This is a genomic window from Aminiphilus circumscriptus DSM 16581, from assembly GCF_000526375.1.
GTDB classification, from domain to species: domain Bacteria; phylum Synergistota; class Synergistia; order Synergistales; family Aminiphilaceae; genus Aminiphilus; species Aminiphilus circumscriptus.
In genome coordinates this window covers 313,861-331,006 of the sequence record NZ_JAFY01000005.1, presented here as the reverse complement: position 1 = coordinate 331,006, position 17,146 = coordinate 313,861, and the positions used below count along the sequence as shown (strand labels likewise).

The 17,146-nt window shown below is 59.0% G+C and carries 15 protein-coding genes and 1 other RNA gene; all 16 read left to right on the top strand.

What is annotated here, in order from left to right; genetic code table 11:
• Nucleotides 1-534 precede the first annotated feature (534 nt).
• The 16 genes from nuoE (K349_RS0108705) (at nucleotide 535) to ssrS (ending at nucleotide 17,070) form a co-directional block, all read left to right on the top strand.
• Entirely contained in the window at nucleotides 535-1,005 is a 471-nt protein-coding gene (gene nuoE / locus K349_RS0108705) for an NADH-quinone oxidoreductase subunit NuoE (RefSeq protein ID WP_029165461.1), read from the top strand.
• Nucleotides 1,006-1,028: 23 nt separating this feature from the next.
• The gene (locus tag K349_RS0108700) at nucleotides 1,029-1,664 is read left to right on the top strand and encodes an ATP-binding protein (RefSeq protein ID WP_029165460.1); all 636 of its coding nucleotides are present in this window, start codon (nucleotides 1,029-1,031) and stop codon (nucleotides 1,662-1,664) included.
• Entirely contained in the window at nucleotides 1,588-1,959 is a 372-nt protein-coding gene (locus K349_RS0108695) for a (2Fe-2S) ferredoxin domain-containing protein (protein WP_029165459.1), read from the top strand. Before K349_RS0108700 ends, K349_RS0108695 begins: the two co-directional genes overlap by 77 nt.
• Nucleotides 1,960-2,006: 47 nt before the next feature.
• Nucleotides 2,007-3,800: an NADH-quinone oxidoreductase subunit NuoF gene (gene nuoF / locus K349_RS0108690; protein ID WP_029165458.1), complete on the top strand. Its 1,794-nt coding sequence runs from the start codon at nucleotides 2,007-2,009 to the stop codon at nucleotides 3,798-3,800.
• A 48-nt stretch (nucleotides 3,801-3,848) separates the two neighbouring features.
• Nucleotides 3,849-5,906 carry a molybdopterin-dependent oxidoreductase gene (locus tag K349_RS0108685; protein ID WP_029165457.1) on the top strand — a complete coding sequence of 686 codons (2,058 nt, stop codon included), beginning with the start codon at nucleotides 3,849-3,851 and terminating at the stop codon, nucleotides 5,904-5,906.
• A gap of 12 nt (nucleotides 5,907-5,918) precedes the next feature.
• A complete protein-coding gene (locus K349_RS0108680; RefSeq protein ID WP_029165456.1) occupies nucleotides 5,919-6,458 on the top strand; it encodes an NADH-quinone oxidoreductase subunit B family protein in 540 nt (179 codons plus the stop codon).
• A gap of 16 nt (nucleotides 6,459-6,474) precedes the next feature.
• The gene (locus K349_RS0108675; RefSeq protein WP_029165455.1) at nucleotides 6,475-7,902 is read left to right on the top strand and encodes a Ni/Fe hydrogenase subunit alpha; all 1,428 of its coding nucleotides are present in this window, start codon (nucleotides 6,475-6,477) and stop codon (nucleotides 7,900-7,902) included.
• A gap of 183 nt (nucleotides 7,903-8,085) precedes the next feature.
• Nucleotides 8,086-8,559: a hydrogenase maturation protease gene (locus K349_RS0108670; protein WP_029165454.1), complete on the top strand. Its 474-nt coding sequence runs from the start codon at nucleotides 8,086-8,088 to the stop codon at nucleotides 8,557-8,559.
• A 12-nt stretch (nucleotides 8,560-8,571) separates the two neighbouring features.
• On the top strand, nucleotides 8,572-8,919 hold the full coding sequence (locus K349_RS19375) for a hypothetical protein (protein WP_169731329.1): 348 nt from the start codon (nucleotides 8,572-8,574) through the stop codon (nucleotides 8,917-8,919).
• Between the two features lie 51 nt (nucleotides 8,920-8,970).
• Nucleotides 8,971-9,459 (top strand): NADH-quinone oxidoreductase subunit NuoE, encoded by a 489-nt coding sequence (gene nuoE / locus K349_RS0108665; protein WP_029165453.1) that lies wholly within the window; start codon nucleotides 8,971-8,973, stop codon nucleotides 9,457-9,459.
• Nucleotides 9,460-9,475: 16 nt separating this feature from the next.
• Complete coding sequence (locus K349_RS0108660) at nucleotides 9,476-9,847, top strand: (2Fe-2S) ferredoxin domain-containing protein (protein WP_029165452.1); 372 nt, start codon at nucleotides 9,476-9,478, stop codon at nucleotides 9,845-9,847.
• Between the two features lie 22 nt (nucleotides 9,848-9,869).
• Nucleotides 9,870-11,669, top strand: a complete 1,800-nt coding sequence (gene nuoF / locus K349_RS0108655) for an NADH-quinone oxidoreductase subunit NuoF (RefSeq protein ID WP_029165451.1) — start codon at nucleotides 9,870-9,872, stop codon at nucleotides 11,667-11,669.
• Nucleotides 11,670-11,689: 20 nt separating this feature from the next.
• On the top strand, nucleotides 11,690-14,401 hold the full coding sequence (fdhF, locus tag K349_RS19690; RefSeq protein ID WP_084460306.1) for a formate dehydrogenase subunit alpha: 2,712 nt from the start codon (nucleotides 11,690-11,692) through the stop codon (nucleotides 14,399-14,401).
• Nucleotides 14,402-14,641: 240 nt separating this feature from the next.
• A complete protein-coding gene (locus tag K349_RS0108635) occupies nucleotides 14,642-15,469 on the top strand; it encodes a formate/nitrite transporter family protein (protein WP_029165448.1) in 828 nt (275 codons plus the stop codon).
• Nucleotides 15,470-15,633: 164 nt separating this feature from the next.
• On the top strand, nucleotides 15,634-16,326 hold the full coding sequence (gene mobA / locus K349_RS0108630) for a molybdenum cofactor guanylyltransferase (RefSeq protein WP_029165447.1): 693 nt from the start codon (nucleotides 15,634-15,636) through the stop codon (nucleotides 16,324-16,326).
• Nucleotides 16,327-16,891: 565 nt separating this feature from the next.
• Nucleotides 16,892-17,070, top strand: a non-coding RNA gene (gene ssrS / locus K349_RS18720) — 6S RNA.
• The last annotated feature ends 76 nt before the right edge of the window (nucleotides 17,071-17,146 follow it).

Genomic DNA, 17,146 nt, shown 5'->3' with positions numbered 1-17,146 from the left:
CCCCAACGAAGGGTCCGGAATCTTCCGGGTTGATTCACAAAAAAACAAACGAAATAAAAACAGTGTATATAGTCAATTATGGTCAACGGCTTCTCCGAGATTCCTATGATATACTCTGAAGCATTATGCCGCTTGGGGTTTAGGGGCTCTCTTTCTGATTTTTCTAGGGAAGCCCTGAATAAAGACCTTTCGCTTTTCCTTGACTCGGGTCGCATCAGGCTCTGCGAGGCGCCCTGCGGGGCTGACGTAGCCTTATTCAGAGGTTTTCTAGTCTTTGTCCCTTTGTCGAATGTTGTACGACTCTCTTGGAGCTGTTTTCTGAACGCCGAGAAGGACTCGGAAAGATGATTTTGTCTGTGCATAAAGTGAATTTTTTCGCATGCGTGAGCGGAAAAGGATATGACCTGGGTGTAGCGCCGAGAGTGATTTTCCGGAGAATGTCGTTGTAGGGTTCCCGATCGGGGGGATGATGTACTACCGGATCCCGAATGTGTGAATGTCCGGATTGTCGGTGACGATGGAGGAGGAATGCATATGCCCGTGGAGACGAAGGATGTCGCGTCCAAGACCAGGGAACTCGTTCTGCCCTGGAAGGACCGAAAGGGGGGAGTCATTCCCGTACTGCAGGCGGTGCAACGGGAGTTTGGGTACGTGCCCTCCGAGGCGCTTCAGGCTATCTCGGAGGAACTTAAAATTCCCACTGCAGAGTTGTACGGAGTGGCCACTTTCTATGCCCAGTTTCACCTCAAGCCACGAGGGCGACATATTGTCCGCGTCTGCCGTGGCACTGCCTGTCATGTTCGGGGCAGTCTGCAGCTCATGCAGAAACTCAAGGAGATGCTCTCCGTCGAGGAGAACGGGACGACGGAGGATCTTCGTTTCACCCTGGAACCCGTGGCGTGCCTCGGTGCCTGCGGTCTCGCGCCGGTCATCATGGTGGACGATGACACCCACGGAAGACTCACAGCGGACAAGCTCGGTGACGTGATCGCCCGGTACGAATAAAAAGCGGCGCGAGGATGCATGTCATGCTCGACGATCTGTCCCAGCACATTCTCGACATTGCCGAGAACAGTGTTGCCGCAGGGGCTTCCCGTGTGGATGTGCGTCTTGTCGAGGAGGACGATAAGGGGTTTCGTGTGCTTGAAATCCGGGACGATGGAAAGGGAATGGATGCGGAGATGGTGCGCCGCGTGACGGATCCTTTCGTCACGTCGCGAACGACACGACGGGTGGGGTTGGGTATTCCCTTTCTCAAACAGGCGGCGGAACTTGCGGGAGGCAGTTTTTCCATCGAATCCGTTCCAGGTTCTGGTACCTGCCTGCGCGCCGCTTTTCGGGCAGGATCGATTGATTGTCCACCTTTGGGAGATCTTCCTGCCACGGTAGTGACGTTGTTTGTGGGGTATCCCGATATCCGGTGGGTGTTCCGTTTTTCTCGAAGGGAGCGTTCCTTCGAGGTGGATCAAAAGGACATTCTCGAAATTATCGAAGATCCCGAGCTGATGCGTACGCCTCCGGTGGCGTCGTGGCTTCGGGATTTCGTTCGAGAAGGACTTGAGGAAATGCGAATGGGAGGTGAAGTCCGTGCCCAAAGTAACGAGTCTGGAGGATCTTCGGAGGATCAAGGAACAGGCGAGCGATCTCACATCCGCCCGCTCTAAGGGCAAGGTCCGCGTCATCGTCGGCATGGGGACGTGCGGCATCGCCGCGGGCGCACGGGAGGTCATGCAGGCGGTTCTCGCCGAACTGGACAAACGGGGATTGAAGGACGTCTCCGTGGAGACCACGGGGTGCATCGGCATGTGCCAGCAGGAGCCGCTTCTCGACATCATCCGCCCCGGCGAACCGCGCATCACCTACGGCAATCTCTCCGCCGCCGACGTGCCGCGCATTGTTGCCGAGCATCTCGTGAACGGCAACGTCGTCGAGGAAAAAGTCATCGGCAGAGCGGACTGAACCCGTTTCTTCCATACCCGATCGGGTAGAGCAGGGGGGCTGACACCATGGCAGTGTATCGTGCGCACGTTCTCATCTGTGGCGGGACGGGCTGCGTTTCGAGCGGCGCCCGCGAGGTGATGAGCGCGTTTAAAGAGGAATTGGCGAAGAGGAAGCTGGACCGGGAGGTCATGGTGGTCCAGACGGGGTGTCACGGCATGTGCGAGATGGGACCCATCGTGGTGGTCTACCCCGAGGGGACGTTCTACTGTCGGGTGGAGCCAAAAGATGTGACGGAGATCGTGGAGGAACATCTCTACAAGGGACGCATCGTGGAGCGACTTCTCTACGCCCTCTCCGGAAGCATCGAGAAGGTTCCCCACTACAAGGACATTCCCTTCTACAGCAAGCAGGAGCGCATCGCGCTCCACAACTGCGGCTACATCAATCCCGACAACATCGAGGAGTATATCGCCCGGGACGGCTATCAGGCTCTCGCCAAGGCCGTGAAGGAAATGTCCCCCGAGGACGTGCTCCAGGAAGTGAAGACCTCTGGCCTTCGCGGGCGCGGCGGCGGTGGGTTCCCCACGGGACTCAAGTGGGAGTTCTGCCGCAAGGCGGCGGGAACGAAAAAGTACACCATCTGTAACGCCGACGAGGGAGATCCCGGCGCTTTCATGGACCGCTCCATCCTCGAGGGTGACCCTCATGCGGTCATCGAGGGGATGATGCTCGGTGCCTACGCCATGGGAGCCGACGAGGGATACATCTATTGCCGGGCCGAATACCCTCTTGCCATCAAGCGCCTCAATCGCGCCATCGGCCAGGCCGAGGAATACGGCCTGCTGGGGGAGCGCATTCTGGACACGTCCTTCTCCTTCCATCTTCACGTGAAGGAAGGTGCGGGAGCCTTCGTCTGCGGCGAAGAGACGGCGCTCATGGCCTCCATCGAAGGGGAGCGCGGTATGCCCCGTCCCCGTCCCCCCTTTCCGGCAAACAAGGGACTCTGGGGCAAACCCTCGAACATCAACAACGTGGAGACCTGGGCCAACGTTCCGGCCATCATCCGCAACGGCGGCGCCTGGTACGCCGCCATCGGTACGGAGAAATCCAAGGGGACCAAAGTTTTCGCCCTCACCGGAAAAGTGAAACACACCGGTTTGGTCGAGGTTCCCATGGGGATCAGCATTCGTGAAATCGTCTTCGAGCTCGGCGGCGGCATCATCAACGACAAGAAATTCAAGGCCGTTCAGATCGGAGGTCCCTCCGGCGGCTGTCTCACCGAGGAACACCTCGATCTTCCCGTGGATTACGAGTCGCTCACGGCGGCGGGGGCTATCATGGGGTCGGGGGGACTCGTCGTCATGGACGAGGCGACCTGCATGGTGGACGTGGCCAAGTTCTTTCTGGAGTTCACCCAGCGGGAATCCTGCGGCAAGTGCGTTCCCTGCAGAGAGGGAACGAAACAGATGCTCCTCCTCCTCGAGAAGATTACCGCCGGTGAGGGGACGATGGAGGACCTGGCTACCCTGGAGGAACTCGCTCACATGGTGAAGGACATGTCCCTCTGCGGACTCGGCCAGACCGCGCCGAATCCGGTGCTCACCACGCTGCGCTACTTCCGGCACGAGTACGAGGCGCACATCCGGGACAGGAAATGCCCTGCCTTGGCCTGTACCAAACTCATCACCTACGCCATCGACAGGGAGAAATGTCGTAAATGCGGGTTGTGCGCGAAAAAGTGCCCTGTGAACTGCATTGCCGGAGATCGACAGACACCCTACGTGATCGATCAGGACCGCTGCATCAAGTGCGGCTCCTGCTTCGATGTCTGTCCCTTCTCCGCGGTGACGAAGAGCTGACGGACCGTTGCCGAAGACGGAACGGCACTCGTGACGGAGGGAGACGCAATGAAGGAGATCATCCTCACCATAGACGGAAAACAGTGCAGCGGCGTTGCGGGCGAGACCATCCTGGAGGTGGCTCAGAAGAACGAGGTAACCATTCCCACCATGTGCTATCTCAAGGGCCTCACCCCCATCGGTGCGTGCCGTATGTGCGTGGTGGAGGTGGAAAAAAACCCAAAACTCCTCACGTCCTGCACCACGCCCGCCCAGGATGGCATGGTGGTGCACACGACAACGGAGAAGCTGTTCAACTACCGAAAGCAGGTGTTGGAACTCCTCTTCGCCGGTCGGAATCATTTTTGCATGTACTGTTCCCAGAGTGGCGACTGTGAGCTGCAGCGCCAGGCCATCGAACACGGTATGGATTCGGTGCGTTATCCCTATCTCTACGCGGACTTCTCCAACGACGCGACGCACCCGGAAATTCAGTTGGATCACAACCGTTGTATTCTTTGTCTTCGCTGCATCCGTATCTGCGCGGAGAAGGTCGGCGCCCACACCCTGGATCTTCAGAAACGGGGCTGGAACGCCACGGTGGTGGCCGATCTGGGAAAGAAGCTCGGCGAGAGCGATACCTGTGTGAGCTGTGGTGCCTGTGCGCAGGTCTGCCCTACGGGGACCATCACGCTCCGCGAGTTCGCCTATCGAGGCAAACGGAGCCAGTGCGACGACGCGGTGGAGAGCGTTTGCCCGCTCTGCTCCGTGGGGTGCCGGTTCAAGGCCTATGTCCGAACCGGCAGCATCACCCGTGTGGAAGGGCTTGGCACGGAGGAGCCCGACGGAGGGCAGCTCTGCCACAAGGGACGCTGGTGGCTCCCGCAGTCCACGGAACGGGATCGCGTGACGGTCCCCATGATCCGTGACGGTGCGGGCTATCGCGAGGCATCTTGGGACGAAGCGCTGAGTTTCGTGGCGGCGAAGTTCAAACCTGCCTACGAACGGGGCAAGGCGGGAGCGTTGTTGTCCAGCCTGTGTACGGACGAGGAGTTGTCCCTGTTCTCCGGCCTCTTCCGGAGTGGGCTTAAAATGGAGAAAGTGGATACCTTCGACGGTGACGTGCTCCGAGGATTCATCAAGGGGCTCGATCCCTTCCGTGTTCAGGGTGTCCGCCCCTTCACGGCGGCGCATCACATTCTGGACAGCGATTGTATTGTCACGGTGTGCGCCGATCCCCAGGAGGAAGCTCCCGTCGTGGCAAGTTACATCCGAGTGGCGGTTCTTCGGGATGGTGCGAAACTGCTGAACATCTCCTGTGACGAGGACCCGTTCAAAGGGATCACGGACGTGCATGTGCCCATGCCTGGGAAGGTCATCAGACCCGAGTTTCTCAACGCCCTGGCGCAGACCATCGCTTCACTGCGCCTTTCCGAGAACGACACGGGAACAGCCCGAGAGGCCCTTGAGCCCTACCGGGAATCTCTGGCGCAGTGTGCGACCATCGCAGGGGTGGATCCGAAAGTTGTGGAGGAGATCGCAGCCTGCCTCATACAGGCGAAAAAGCCTGTCTTCGTTCTCGGTGGTTGCGCAGCGAAGAACCCCGATACGGTTACGGCGGCGGTGAACGTAGCCATCGCGAGCAAGGCTTTCTTCGACGATGGCCTTGGTGTGGTTCCCCTCGTGACAAGCGGCAACAGCCTTGGCGCGGCAAACACGGTGTGCGCTTCCGAGAGCTGGCTTGGCAAGGAGGACCTTGAATTCCTCTATGTCTTCTCCACGGGGCTCATTCCCGAGGACGAGACGATGCTCGCGTCGATCTTCCGGACGCGCTTCGTGGTGGTACAGACTCCCTATCTCGTCCATCCCCTGGTGAACATGGCGGACGTGCTCCTTCCCGCTCCCGCGTGGTACGAGCGAAGCGGTCACTACTGCACCGTCGAAGGCGAGCGGCGCCGGCTCAACGTGATCGTTCCGCCCAAGGGAGAGGTCCGGGGGCTGTCCACCATTCTCGACGATCTCGCCAAGGATCTGGGCATCTCCATCGAGCGCCCCGCCGTTCCGCCCTGCGAAGCGGTGTTCGCATCCCGGGTGGCTCCGTCGGCGGCACAGATGGTTCTGAAGTAGGAGGTGTCGGCAATGGCGAAGGCAAAAGTCGCAACGGTATGGCTTGAGGCGTGCGCGGGGTGTCACATGTCCTTCCTCGACATCGACGAGCGCCTCGCCGATCTGGTCGAGAAAGTGGATATCCTCTACTCGCCCGTGGTGGACGGCAAGGAAATCCCCCAGGTGGACGTGGGCGTCATCGACGGTGCTCTGGGCAACGAGGAAGAAGTCCATCTCGCCAAGGAAATGCGGGATCGTTGCAAGATCCTCGTCGGATGGGGTGATTGCGCCGTCTTCGGGGGCATCAACTGCATGCGGAATTTCCTCTCCCCCGAGAAGGTTCTGGAAGAAGCCTACACGGAGACGAAAAGCACCGTGAACCCGGAAAAGGTCATTCCCGGGGAAGAGCTTCCGGCGCTGTTGCCAAAGGCCATCCCCATCGACCATGTGGTGAAGTGCGACGTCTACATTCCGGGATGCCCTCCCGACGCGGACACCATCCTCTGGGTCTTCCAGGAGATCCTCGAAGGGCGAGTGCCCAAGGTTCCCGCGAACATGATGCGGTACGACTAGGAGGAGGGCGAAGAGTATGACCACGGTGCGCAAGATCGAAATCAATCCGGTGACCCGGATCGAGGGACACGGAAAGATCACCGTCCACCTCGACGAAGCGGGACAGGTCCAGGATGCACGATTCCACGTCACTCAGTTCCGGGGCTTCGAGGTTTTTTCCAAGGGTCGGGATTTCCGGGAAATGCCGGTCATCACGCCCCGCATTTGCGGCATTTGTCCTGTAAGTCACCATCTGGCGGCGGCCAAGGCCTGCGACGCCATTCTCGGGGTGGAGATCACGCCGAGCGCCCACAAGCTCCGGGAGCTCATGCACATGGGACAGTTCGTCCAGTCCCACGCACTCTCTTTCTTCCACCTCTCCAGCCCGGATCTGCTCTTCGGGTTCGATGCGGATCCCGCCATCCGCAACGTTGTCGGTCTGGCCAGGCAGTTTCCCGAGCTGGCTGTCAAGGGGATTTCGTTGCGCAAGTTCGGACAGGAGATCATCAAGACTCTTGGCGGCAAGAAGGTCCACCCCTGGCACAGCATTCCCGGCGGGGTGAACAGAAGTCTTCGGCAGGACGAGCGCGACGAGATCGTCAGAGATCTTCCCGCGATGAAGGCCATTGTCCGTGAAGCCCTGGACCTGATCAAGAACTATCTCGCCGAAAAGGGTGAGGAGGCAAAACGGTTCGCCACCCTAGAGACGGCCTTTCTGGGACTGGTGAACGGCGGTTTTCTCGAACTCTACGACGGGGACATCCGTTTCCGTGGGCCCAGAGGGCGCATCATCGACGAGTTTCCGGACTGGGAGTACCTCGACCACATCGGTGAGCACGTGGAGGCCTGGAGCTATCTCAAATTCCCCTTTTATCGCGGGTTGGGGTATCCCAACGGCAGTTACCGCGTCGGTCCTCTGGGGCGCGTCAACGCCTGCGACGACATTTCCACTCCCGAGGCATCGGCGGAGCTGGCGGCTTTCCGGAAGCTCACCGAGGACGGCGTGGTGCACTACACCATGTATTATCACTATGCCCGACTCATCGAAACCCTCTACGGGCTGGAGCGGATCGAGGAACTCCTCGACGACGAGGACATCATGGGAAGCGATCTTCGTGTGCATTCCCGGGAACTCTATCCCGAGGGAATCGGTGTCATCGAGGCGCCCCGGGGAACGCTCATTCACCATTACGAGGTGGACGATCGGGGGGCCATCACGAGGGTAAACCTCATCGTCGCCACGGGGCACAACAATTTCGCCATGAACAAGGGCGTGGAACTTGTGGCCAGGGACTATATCAAGGATGGCAAGGTCACGGAAGGGATCATGAACCGTATGGAGCACGTGATCCGCTGCTACGATCCGTGTCTTTCCTGCTCCACCCATGCGGTGGGGAAAATGCCCCTGCGCCTCCAGGTGTTCGACGCCAAGGGCGTTCTGCTCTCGGACCAGGAAAGATCCTGATCCCAGGAGTCGGAGAAGGAAATCTCGTTCTGTCCGCGATCTGTTCGGAAGCGAAGGGGCCGTTCGGCCCCTTCGCTTCTTCCGGGAGTGGGAGAGGCGTGTGTTCCGCAGGCGAACGCACGCGTTCCTTCCCGAAAAAATGTCCGCAGTCCGTAGCATGGTGGCGAAGCGAGGTGTTTCGCGGTGCGCGTGCATGTCATAGGATACGGAAATCCCTTTCGCCAGGACGATGGGGTGGGGCATATTCTGGCGCCACAGATCGCGACCTGGCTGGCGGAGCGGGGAGAAACGGTGGCGCTTCACCTGGATCACCAGCTTCTTCCCGAGGTCGCGGCGGATCTGGCCGATGCGGAGATGGTGTTCTTCGTCGATGCCTCCGTGGCCTCCTCCGAGGCGGGATACATGTTCGTTCCTGTCGTTCCGGACGGGGGCTCGGAATCGCTGAATATCCATTCCTTCGGCCCGGGATGGATTCTTCGCCTTGCGGAGGAACTCGGGCATCCTCTTCGCGAGGCATGGATGCTTTCCGTAAGCGGCGTCTCCTTCGATTTCGACGATGCACTCACACCGGAGTGCGCAGAGAGAGTTGCCGCAGCGTTTGCGGCATTCCGGAAATGGTGGGAGGAGCGAAAAGCCGTCGAGCCGCCGCGGAAGTGAGCGACGGGACGGATGGGACCTGACGGAAAGGCGCATCCTTTTATCGAAAAGAGACGTGTTACAAGAAAATCTGTTTCCCTGGAAGGACAAGGCGGGGGCGACTTCATCGATGAGGTCGTCCTCGCCTTGTGTTTTCCAGGAAACGAAGGATGGAGTGTCATGTACTCCGGAGAGATGGCTCTCCAGAGGATCTTCATTGCAGCACAAAGTCATTTTGTGTTTTATTCCGAGAAAACACACCTCTTTGTACATCGAATACATTACGCAACATTTTGCGTGACAAGGACAAGGGAGCATGATAAAATTCTTGAAGCATTTGTGAAGGCAGTGTCTTTTTGTGTGGAATGTTTATTCGTGTGAACGCAATATCAATACGGAAGGGGGTGTGGGCAGCGAAAGCTGTCCGAAAGGATGGAAACACAGGTTGCAGCGGTTGCAGGAACGGGGGCTGTCGATGAGGGGGTTCGACAGATCGTCGCCTCGTTCAAGGGAAGGAAGGGGTTTCTGATCCCCTTGCTTCAGGCCATCCAGCATCACTGCGGGTATCTTCCCGCAGATGTGCTGGAATATGTCTCACAGGAGTTGCTGGTTCCCCTGGCGGAAATCTATGGTGTGTGTACGTTTTATGCCCAGTTTCATCTGAAGCCCAGAGGAAGGCACATCATTCGCGTCTGTCGCGGTACGGCTTGCCACGTGCGGGGGAGCCTGGCCATCATGGAGAAGCTCAAGGGTGTTCTCAAGGTGGAGGAAAACGGCACCACGGAGGATCTCCGTTTCACACTGGAGCCCGTGGCCTGTCTGGGGGCGTGCGGCCTTGCTCCGGTGCTCATGGTTGACGACGAGACCCACGGTCGTCTGACGCCCGAGGATGCGGTGCGCATTCTCGATAATTACGCCTAGATCTGGGGGAGAGACTATGCCCAAGATTACGAGCCTGGACGATCTGAGGAAGATCAAGGAGAACGCGAGCGATCTCACCGCGGCGCGTTCCCAGGGAAAGACCCGCATCATCATCGGTATGGGGACCTGCGGTATCGCCGCAGGAGCGCGGGAGATCATGCAGAACGTGCTTGTCGAACTTGAGAAGCGGGGGCTCAAGGATGTTTCCGTGGAGACCACGGGGTGCATCGGCATGTGCCAGCAGGAGCCCCTTCTCGATGTGATCCGCCCCGGAGAGCCTCGTATCACCTACGGCCGGCTCACTGTTGCGGACGTTCCCCGCATTGTTGCGGAACATGTGGTGAACGGCAACATCGTGGAGGATCGCGTTATCGGGCGTACGGAATAACTTCAGGGGGGGGGGGAGAGCGGTGGCGGAGTACCGCGCAAGAGGTCACGTGTTGCTTTGCGGCGGCACTGGCTGTACAGCCAGTGGTGCCGGTGCGGTTCGGACTCGTTTTGAGGAAGAACTGGCCGCACGGAATATGGACAGGGAAATCAAGCTCGTGGAGACGGGTTGCCATGGCATGTGCGAGATGGGACCCATCGTGGTGGTGTATCCCGAGGGGACGTTCTACTGTCGGGTGGAGCCGGAGGATGTGGCGGAAATCGTGGAGGAGCACCTCTACAAGGGACGTCTCGTACAGCGGCTTCTCTACAAGACGCCTGTCACGCCCCAAGGTGTACCCCACTACAAGGAAATACCCTTCTATAGCAAACAAGTCCGCATCGCCCTGGCGAACTGCGGCTACATCAATCCGAACAACATCGAGGAGTACATTGCCCGGGATGGATACGTGGCTCTGGCGAAAGCCCTCAAGGAAATGTCCCCCGAGGACGTGCTCCAGGAAGTGAAGACCTCTGGCCTTCGCGGGCGCGGCGGTGGCGGGTTCCCCACGGGACTCAAGTGGGAGTTCTGCCGCAAGGCGGCGGGAACGAAAAAGTACACCATCTGTAACGCCGACGAGGGAGATCCCGGCGCTTTCATGGACCGCTCCATCCTCGAGGGTGACCCTCATGCGGTCATCGAGGGGATGATGCTCGGTGCCTACGCCATGGGAGCCGACGAGGGATACATCTATTGCCGGGCCGAATATCCCCTGGCGATCAAGCATTTGAACGAAGCTATCCGACAGGCTGAGGAGTTGGGGCTTCTCGGGGACAATGTGCTCGACACGTCCTTCTCTTTTCATCTCCATGTGAAGGAAGGCGCGGGAGCGTTCGTCTGCGGCGAAGAGACGGCGCTCATGGCCTCCATCGAAGGGGAGCGCGGCATGCCCCGTCCCCGTCCCCCCTTTCCGGCAAACAAGGGACTCTGGGGCAAACCCTCGAACATCAACAACGTGGAGACCTGGGCCAACGTTCCGGCCATCATCCGCAACGGTGGCGCCTGGTACGCCGCCATCGGCACGGAGAAATCCAAGGGGACCAAAGTCTTCGCCCTCACCGGAAAGGTGAAGAACACGGGACTCATCGAAGTTCCCATGGGCATTACCATCCGCGAGGTGGTCTTTGAACTCGGCGGCGGCATCATCAACGACAAGAAATTCAAGGCCGTTCAGATCGGAGGTCCCTCCGGCGGCTGCCTCACCGAGGCGCATCTCGACACGCCCGTGGACTACGAGTCGCTCACGGCGGCGGGGGCTATCATGGGATCGGGCGGCCTCGTCGTCATGGACGAGGCGACCTGCATGGTGGACGTGGCCAAGTTCTTCCTGGAGTTCACCCAGCGGGAATCCTGCGGCAAGTGCGTTCCCTGCCGGGAGGGCACGAAGAAGATGCTCGACATTCTCACTCGTATTACCGAAGGCAAGGGCAAGCCCGAGGACATGGACAATCTCGCTTACCTCGGCAACCAGATCAAGAACGCGTCTCTCTGCGGATTGGGGCAGACTGCGCCGAATCCGGTGCTCACCACGCTGCGTTATTTCCGGCACGAGTACGAGGCCCATATTCTCGACAAGAAGTGCCCTGCCGGAGCGTGTCAGAGTCTTCTCCAGTACGTCATCGACGGAGCGAAGTGCATCGGTTGCACCAAGTGCGCCCGGATGTGCCCCGTCGGAGCCATCGCCGGTGAGGTGAAGAAACCTCACGTGATCGATCCCGCAAAATGCATCAAGTGCGGGGCCTGTGAGGCGGCCTGTCCCGTGAAGGCCATCTCCAAGCGATAGACACAGGGAGGATGCGAGTCATGCAGACCATAAAAGCCATTCTCGACAACCGGGAGATCACGGCCCGCCCTGGACAGACCATTCTTCAGGCTGCCCGGGACAACGGCCTTCACATTCCGGCGCTCTGCGATCATCCCGCCATCACCCCCTTCGGTGCGTGCCGGGTCTGTCTCGTGGAGGTGGAAAAGAATCCCAAACTCCTGCCCGCATGCACCACGCCCCTCGTGGAGGGAATGGTCATTCATTCTCGCAGCCCCAAGGTGCAGGAGGCCCGAAGAGCGGTGGTGGAGCTCATCCTCGTCCGGCATCCTCTGGACTGCTTCTCCTGTCCCAGCAACGGCAAGTGCGAACTCCAGGACATCGCCTATGAGCTTGGTATTTCCGAGTCCCGGTTCCGTGAGGAGACGGATGTCCAGAAGGGAGAACACCGCCTCGAAGATGCCAACCCCTTCTACGTGCGGGACATGGACAAATGTGTTCTCTGTGGTCGCTGTGTCCGTGCCTGCGACGAGCTTGCACGCTACCACGCCATTGATTTCCAGCAGCGTGGCGTGAAAACCATGGTGCATCCTCCCATCGGAAAGGATCTGGAGCACTCGGACTGCGTCTTCTGCGGTCAGTGTGTGCAGCTCTGCCCCGTGGGCGCTCTCTACGAAAAAGCCTCGGTCGGACAGGGGCGTCCCTGGGAACTGAAGAAGGTCAAGACCATCTGCTCCTATTGCGGTGTGGGGTGCGAGCTGACCATTTCCGTGAACGAGCGCACTGGCCGCATTGCCAACATCACCACCGACTACTCCAGCAAGTCCGCCCTCAACGGGGGGCGCTGCTGTGTGAAGGGGCGTTTCGCCTGGCAGTTCGTCCACAGCGATGACCGTCTCACCAAACCTCTTATCCGCGAGAACGGAAGCTTCCGCGAGGCCTCTTGGGATGAGGCGCTCGGCCTTGTCGCCTATAAGTTCGCCCAGATCAAGGAGCACCATGGTCCCGATGCGCTGGGCTTCTTCGCCTCCGCCCGGTGCACAAACGAAGAGAACTATCTCTTCCAACGGTTGGCAAGGGAGGTGGTGGGCACACACAACGTCGATCACTGTGCCCATCTCTGACACAGCGCCACAGTTGCGGGTCTCGGCGAGACCCTCGGAAGCGGTGCAATGACCAACGACTTCGCCTCCATCAAAGAGGTGGATGTGATGCTCGTCATTGGTTCGAACACCACGGAAGCACATCCTGTCATCGGCTCTTGGATCAAAGAAAACAAACAAAACGGGAAGAAACTCATCGTTTGCGATCCCAGGAAGATCGAGCTTGCGAAATATGCCGACGTCTACCTTCGTCAGCGCAGCGGCAGCGACGTTGCCCTGCTCAACGGGTTTATGCACGTGATCATCAAGGAAGATCTCTACGACAAAACGTTCGTTGAAGAGCGAACCGAGAATTTCGAAGCCCTGAAAGCGCTTGTCGCGGCCTATGATCCACAGCGGGTGAGCGAGATCACCGGCATCGCACCGGAAGATATCGTCAATGCGGCCCGACTCTACGCGAAGGGCCCCAACTCGGCGATCTTCTACACCATGGGCATCACCCAGCACACCACGGGGACGGACAACGTCCGCTCCGTGGCGAATCTTGCCATGCTCTGCGGCCATCTGGGGCGCCCCGGCACGGGTGTGAACCCCCTCAGGGGTCAGAACAACGTTCAGGGCGCCTGCGACATGGGCTGTCTTCCCAATGTGCTTCCGGGATACGCCAAAGTAGCCGACCCTGCGGTGCGTGAGAAGGTCAAGAATCTATGGGGAGCCGAACTTCCGCTCAGCCCTGGCAAGAGTCTCGTAAAGATGCTCGAAGCCGCCGGAGAAGGAGAACTGAAAAGCCTCTACGTGATGGGCGAGAACCCTATGGTGAGCGACGCGGACACCAACCACGTTCGGCATGCGTTGGAGGCCCTCGATTTTCTCGTTGTGCAGGACATTTTCCTCACCGAGACGGCACAGCTCGCGGATGTGGTGTTCCCCGCCGCCTGCTGGGCCGAGAAGGACGGCACCTTTACCAACACCATGCGGGCCGTCCAGAGGATACGGAAGGCCGTGAACGCGCCGGGAGAAGCCAAGGCTGACTGGGAGATTCTTGTCGCCCTGGCGAAGAAATGCGGTGCGGACTGGAATTTCTCGTCCGCCTCGGAGATCTTCGATGATCTTGCCCGTTTCGTTCCGAGTTACGCAGGGATGAACTACACGCGCCTTGAGCAGGGCGCCCTCTGCTGGCCCTGCCCGAATGCGGAGCATCCCGGAACCCCCATTCTCCATTCGGAAAAATTTGCCCGTCCCAACGGCAAGGGATTCTTCTCCCCCTGCGAGTGGAAGGCTCCCCATGAATGGCCCGACGAGGAGTATCCCTTCCTCGCAAGCACGGGACGCCTGCTCTATCACTACCACACGAGGAGCATGACCGGACGGAGTGCCACGGAAAAATTCGTGGATGAACTGCACATCGAGATCAATCCCGTCGATGCGGAACAGATCGGCGTTCGGGAAGGCGAGCTGCTGTGCGTCTCCTCCCGCCGGGGTGAGGTGCGCGGCAAGGCGAAAATCACCGAGAAAGTGCCGCCCAAAATGGTCTTCGTTCCGTTCCACTTCGGGGAAGCGCCGGCAAACGCGCTCACCGCGGCGGCTATAGACCCCACTTCGGAGACGCCTGCGTTCAAGATCAGTGCGGTACGGGTGCAAAAAGGGTAGAGATCCGTGCTTCGTAGGTCGGAGGTCATCGAAGAATACGGTGTTCCCCGAACCGAAGGAAAAGAGAAAGCGAGCGATTTGTGACGGTACGGAAGGATCGGAACGGAGGATCAGGCGTTCCGGTCCTTCCGGGACTTGCGAAACATTCTTTTCAAGATGCGAGGAGCATTCCGCAGAACATGGAATAATGCCGGATCCGTCTTCGTGCCGGATCGACAACTCAAGGAGGTATGGAGGGACATGAATTTCAAGACTCCCGTGCAGCTTGCTCAGGCGGCATGCACCACCGCAAAGGCCAAGGCCGCCTGGTCCGTTCCCCAGATGCTGGTTCTCGGAATTCTCGCCGGAGCGTACATTGCCTTCGGGGGATGGATGATGACCGTCGTTACGCATGATCTCGCCGATCATATAGGTTTGGGCGGATCCCGCTTCATCGGCGGCGCCGTGTTCGCCGTCGGACTCATCCTCGTCGTCATCGCGGGGGCGGAACTCTTTACGGGGAACTGCCTCATGCCTCTCGGAGCCCTCTCCGGATGTGCCACGATGAGCCAGATCGCCCGGAACTGGTTCTGGGTCTATGTGGCCAATCTGCTCGGGTCGATTCTCGTAGCCTATCTCATTTTTCTCAGCGGGCTCTGGAAGGGTCCCATCGGCGCCTACGCGCTCAAGATCGCCGCGAACAAAATGAGCCTTCCCGTGGGCGAAGCCTTTTTCCGGGGAATCCTCTGCAACTGGATCGTCGTCCTCGCGGTGTGGATCAGCATGGCCGCTCTCGACGTGGTGGGAAAAATCTTCGCCATCGTCTTCCCCATCATGACCTTTGTCGCTTCCGGGTTCGAACACTCCATTGCCAACATGTACTTCATGTTCCTGGGCATCCTGCTCAAGGGAAATCCAGATGTCGTCGCCGCGGCGGCGCTTCCCGAGGCGAAGCTCGCCGCCGTGAGTGCCGGGGGGTACCTGAACAATCTCGTTCCCGTGACGCTCGGCAACATGGTCGGGGGCATCCTCTTCGTCGCCGTCTTCTATTTCCTCGTCTTCAAGACCAATCTCCAGAGCATCGACTGAGTTCGAAACGAGGCGTCATCGGCTCCTGTTTTTCGAACACGCTGGACGGAGAGGTCACAGGCACTCTTCTCGCGCAAACCCCATCTCCCTTTCGTACGAAAGGGAGATGGGGTTTGCGCTATGATATGGATGTGCCAGCGACGTATCCTTGAAAGGAGATGGGCATGAAATCCGATGATCCGTTTCCTTCCGTGTCCGCCCTCATCCTTGGAGGCGGTCGGGGGCAACGCATGGGAGGGAACAAACTTTATCTGCAACTGCCGGAAGGACCCCTTTTGGAACGTGTTCTCCTCCGCCTCTCCGGGTGGACCGAGGAACGGCTTCTCGTGGTTTCTCCCGGTGAGATGGACCGGGTGGAATCCCTTTTCGGAGGGCTGCTCCGCCGCACGGGAACCCGCCTGTTCTGCGACACGGAGGAAGGCGGAGGTCCCCTCTGCGGCATGGCCGTCGGGCTTGAGCGCATGCGCACTTCCTGGGCCTTCGTGGTCGGTTGTGACATGCCCGACGTGAACGAGGCCGTGGTGCGCCTTCTTTGGACAACGGGAATGACATTGGAGAAGGGGAGCCTTTCTCGTGCAGCCGATGCGTCTGCCCTCTCGGGAGAGGCCATCGTTGCTCGCCTGGACGGCTATCTCGAACCTCTTCATGCCTTCTATTCCCGCTCCGCCCTGTCGGCGGTGCAAAACGCCCTGTTCCGGGGGGAACGGAAGATCACTTCCTTTTACGAGAACCTTTTTCTGCGGGTTGTGGAGGAACGCTCCCTTGCCGTTCTTCCCGGATACCGAAACTCTTTTCGCAACGTGAACACGCTTTCGGAACTGCATTCCTGGTGGTGGAGAGCCGTCTCGGAAAGGTGAAGGTGAGTGTTCAGCCTTTGGAATCTCTGAATAAGGCTGCGTCAGCCCCGCAGGGCGCCTCGCAGAGCCTGATGCGACCCGAGTCAAGGGAAAGCGAAAGGCCTTTCTTCAGAGCTTCCCTTGTTTTAACCGCGACAAGAACGAGCGTGTTCCGAAACACTTCCGACAGGCCACCAATGGATTTGGCGCCTTTCGGAGAGACTGCGTTGCAGAGGGTGGATTTACACTTCAAACGCAACGAGGGCTAAAGACGAGCACACTCCGGTGGAGGTCTCTCGGAAGTTGGCTTCGCCTCTGTTGCGCTTGAAGTGTCAATCCAAGGAGCTTTTTCCATTACTCGGGTGACGGATGTCGTCGAAAAGACGCTGCAAGGCGGAAACGTTGGGGAGGTAATTTCTTTTTCGTTGCCTTCGTGTTGATGTGCTTTTTTGTTCAGATAAAAAGATAACTTTTTTAAACGCATTCTCAAAGACTTTTCTCGCGGGATGCCTTTCCGTGAATCCTTGCGACAGCGAAATCCACCTTGTTGCGGAGATGTAAAAGTGCTATACTGAGTTCAGGAAGAGCATTCCTGCGGTGTTCGTGAATACAGCGTAGTGCCTTGAGCCAACACTCGAGCCTTCGGAGGCGGACATCCCCGCCGGCGGCGGAGATGCGCGAGCATTGACAAAGCTAAGGCAGGGTACGTCTCCACTTTGGTAGGATCGGGTCAAGGCCTAGCTATCACGGCACTGCGGGGCTTTTCGAATGCGGGTGGGGAGAACGGTTATGCGTTCTCCCCACCCGTCGTTTTGCGAAGAGGCGAATAAAGGGGTAGCAT

What these genes read in the sequence shown, in the direction of transcription:
- K349_RS0108680 (WP_029165456.1), top strand. Translation starts at nt 5,919, where the DNA reads ATGGCGAAGGCAAAAGTCGCAACGGTATGGCTTGAGGCGTGCGCGGGG.
- mobA (WP_029165447.1), top strand. Translation starts at nt 15,634, where the DNA reads ATGAAATCCGATGATCCGTTTCCTTCCGTGTCCGCCCTCATCCTTGGA.
- K349_RS19375 (WP_169731329.1), top strand. Translation starts at nt 8,572, where the DNA reads ATGGGACCTGACGGAAAGGCGCATCCTTTTATCGAAAAGAGACGTGTT.
- K349_RS0108660 (WP_029165452.1), top strand. Translation starts at nt 9,476, where the DNA reads ATGCCCAAGATTACGAGCCTGGACGATCTGAGGAAGATCAAGGAGAAC.
- nuoE (WP_029165453.1), top strand. Translation starts at nt 8,971, where the DNA reads ATGGAAACACAGGTTGCAGCGGTTGCAGGAACGGGGGCTGTCGATGAG.
- K349_RS0108675 (WP_029165455.1), top strand. Translation starts at nt 6,475, where the DNA reads ATGACCACGGTGCGCAAGATCGAAATCAATCCGGTGACCCGGATCGAG.
- K349_RS0108685 (WP_029165457.1), top strand. Translation starts at nt 3,849, where the DNA reads ATGAAGGAGATCATCCTCACCATAGACGGAAAACAGTGCAGCGGCGTT.
- K349_RS0108635 (WP_029165448.1), top strand. Translation starts at nt 14,642, where the DNA reads ATGAATTTCAAGACTCCCGTGCAGCTTGCTCAGGCGGCATGCACCACC.
- K349_RS0108700 (WP_029165460.1), top strand. Translation starts at nt 1,029, where the DNA reads ATGCTCGACGATCTGTCCCAGCACATTCTCGACATTGCCGAGAACAGT.
- nuoF (WP_029165458.1), top strand. Translation starts at nt 2,007, where the DNA reads ATGGCAGTGTATCGTGCGCACGTTCTCATCTGTGGCGGGACGGGCTGC.
- nuoE (WP_029165461.1), top strand. Translation starts at nt 535, where the DNA reads ATGCCCGTGGAGACGAAGGATGTCGCGTCCAAGACCAGGGAACTCGTT.